2 protein-coding genes are annotated in these 1,612 nt (G+C 72.5%); both read right to left on the bottom strand.

The window, feature by feature from the left end; translation table 11 throughout:
* A partial coding sequence (locus tag AOK01_RS38735) for an acyl-CoA dehydrogenase family protein (RefSeq protein WP_213862213.1) occupies nucleotides 1–282 on the bottom strand: 282 nt, incomplete at its 3' end.
* A complete protein-coding gene (locus AOK01_RS38730; RefSeq protein ID WP_055520143.1) occupies nucleotides 282–1,442 on the bottom strand; it encodes an acyl-CoA dehydrogenase family protein in 1,161 nt (386 codons plus the stop codon). The genes AOK01_RS38730 and AOK01_RS38735, both read right to left, overlap by 1 nt.
* Nucleotides 1,443–1,612 lie beyond the last annotated feature (170 nt).

The raw sequence follows: 1,612 nt of genomic DNA, 5'->3' as shown, positions 1-1,612 counted from the left end.
GGCCGCCGCCACCGTCTCCACCAGCGGTCCCGGCACCACATGCCTCCCCAACTCCACAAAGGCCACGGCCAGTTCGACAGGCCGCGGCCCCAGTCCCTCGTACGCCTCGGGCACCGCCAGTGCGAACACCCCTGCCTCGGCGATACGCGACCACAGCGCACGCCCGGCCGTCGGGTCCCCGGCGCCCCAGGACCGTACGGCCGCCGGTGTGTCCGCCGCCGTCAGCAGGGCGTCCAGGGAGCGGGCGAAGGCGGTCTGTTCGTCGTCCAGGAGGAAACGCATCAGCGGCGTCCCCTCGGCAGGCCGAGAAGCCGCTCGGCGATGATGTCGCGCTGGATCTCGTTCGTGCCCGCGTAGATGGGCCCCGCAAGCGAGAAGACGTACCCCTCGGCCCAACCGCCGTCGTCGCCGTCGTCGTCCGCGTCCACCAACTCCCCGGCCGCGCCCAGCAGATCGAGGGCCGTCTCGTGCAGGGCTATGTCGTACTCGGACCAGAAGACCTTGTTCAGGCTGGACTCCGGTCCCAGGGGTGTCCCGTCGAGGAAGCGGGACGCGGCCGCGTGCGTGAACAGCTGATAGGCGCGGGCGCCGATCACCGCGTCGGCCACCCGGTCACGGATGAACGGGTCCCGGCCGCGCTCGCGCCACAGCGCGGCCAGCCGGCCCGCGGACGCCAGGAAGCGGCCGGGGGAGCGGAGCGTCAGACCGCGTTCGTTGCCCGCCGTCGACATCGCCACCCGCCAGCCCTCCCCGGGCTCGCCGATCACGTCCTCGTCCGGCACGAACACCTCGTCCAGGAAGAGCTCGGCGAAGGCCGGCTTCCCGTCGAGACGGCCGATCGGGCGGACGGTCACGCCCGGTGACCGCAGGTCGAACATCAGATAGGTGAGGCCCTGATGGCGCTTCGGCGCGTCCGGCTCACTGCGGAACAGGCCGAACGCACGGTCGGCGAACGCGGCCCGCGACGACCACGTCTTCTGCCCGCTCAACAGCCAGCCGCCGTCCGTACGCACCGCCCTGGACCTCAGCGAGGCGAGGTCGGACCCGGCCTCCGGCTCCGACCAGGCCTGCGCCCAGACGACCTCGCCGCAGGCCATCGGCGGCAGGACCCGCGCCCGCTGCTCCTCGGTGCCGTGGTCGAAGAGGGTCGGCGCGAGGAGGCTGACGCCGTTCTGGCCGACCCGGCCCGGGGCGCCCGCAGCCCAGTACTCCTCCTCGAAGAGCAGCCACCGGACGAGCCCGGAGTCCCGTCCGCCGTACGCGGCCGGCCAGGACACCACCGACCAGCGGTCCGCGGCCAGTTCGGCCTCCCAGGCACGGTGGGCAGCGAAGCCCTCCTCGGTCTCCAGGGAGGGCAGCGGCTCGGCCGGCACGCGCGCGTGGAGCCAGCCACGGGCCTCGGCGCGGAACGCCTCGTCGGCGGGGGAGTGCGTGAGGTCCACGGTCACCTTCCTCGAAGCGGACGGTCCGAAGCGGACGGTCCGAAGCGGACGGTCCGAAGCGGACGGTCCGAAGCGGACGGTCCTCGAACGAGCGGTCTTCCCTAACAAGTGTTTGGTAGGTTAGCGTGAGCTCATGACAGACGTCGAGAGGCCGGTGTACGTGTCCGGGC

It is taken from the genome of Streptomyces aurantiacus (assembly GCF_001418335.1).
GTDB lineage: Bacteria > Actinomycetota > Actinomycetes > Streptomycetales > Streptomycetaceae > Streptomyces > Streptomyces aurantiacus.
This window is presented reverse-complemented; position numbering and strand designations above follow the sequence as displayed.